Consider the following 1,162-nt stretch of genomic DNA (forward strand, 5'->3'; position numbering starts at 1 on the left):
GGTGGTGCGTAAGTTGCGGGTATCTGGGCATGCGGTGATCAATCAGCTGGGTGTGGTGGCCACCCCGGCGGAGTTGGGGGGCACCTTGGGACAGGCGTTGGCTAACCGGTTGCGCATCAACAAGTCTGAGGCCGACCGGTGGATCCGCGAGGCCGCAGATCTGGGTCCGCGCCGGGCGTTGTCCGGAGAGCCGTTGGGCCCGATGTTGCCCGCGACCGCGGCCGCGGCCCGCCGCGGGGAGATCGGCCCGGAACATGTCGCGGTGATTCAAGAGTTTTTCGCCAAGTTGCCCGATGCGGTCGATGCCGACGGGCGTGCCGATGCCGAGTCCCGGCTTGCCCTGGTCGCCGGTGGGTACCGCCCCGATGAGTTGGTGGCCTATGCCAAGGTGCTTAAGGACTGCCTCAAACCCGACGGCGACTTCCAACCGGATGAGGCGCCGGCGCGGGCGCGCAAACGCGGCATCAGCATCGGCCGGCAGGAATCCGATGGTATGTCCAAGATCAGCGGCTACCTGACACCCGAATGTCGGGCCACTATGGAGCCGGTGCTGGCGAAATTGGCCGCCCCGGGCATGTGCAATCCCGAGGACGAGAACCCGACGGTGGGCGGTCGGGCGTCGGCCGAGGCGGTGGACCGCGACAGCCGCACTCAGGCCCAGCGCAACCACGACGCGGTGCAGGCCGGGTTTCGCGAGCTGCTGATGTCCAACAAGCTGGGCCAGCATCATGGGTTGCCGACCTCGATCATCATCACCACCACCTTGGCCGAACTCGAAGCTGGTGCGGGGCGGGCGCTGACGGCCGGGGGCACCCTGTTGCCGATGTCGGAGGTGATCCGGCTGTGCCAGCCCGCTCACCATTACCTGGCGGTTTTCACCGAAGACAAAACTGCGGCGCTCTATCACGGCAAGCGGATCGCTTCCCCTGAGCAACGGCTGGTGTTGTTGGCCAAGGACCGCGGTTGTACCCGCCCGGGGTGTACGGTGCCCGGGTATTGGACCCAGGTCCATCACCTCGAAGGCTGGTTCGCCAAGCGCCGCACCCATATCGACGAACTCACCCTGGCCTGCGGACCCGACAACCGCCTGGTCGAGCTACGCAAATACATCACCCGCAGAAACGCCCACGGCCAAACCGAATGGATACCGCCCGAACAGCTC

Annotated in this window: 1 protein-coding gene; it reads left to right on the plus strand. The window is 66.3% G+C overall.

Going from position 1 to position 1,162, the window contains the following annotated elements; all coding sequences use genetic code 11:
• Positions 1-1,162 (plus strand): HNH endonuclease signature motif containing protein (locus A5634_RS02295; protein WP_065142471.1); only part of this gene is annotated, 1,162 nt, incomplete at both ends.

The sequence above is a fragment of the Mycobacterium asiaticum genome, from assembly GCF_001673365.1.
GTDB lineage: Bacteria > Actinomycetota > Actinomycetes > Mycobacteriales > Mycobacteriaceae > Mycobacterium > Mycobacterium asiaticum_A.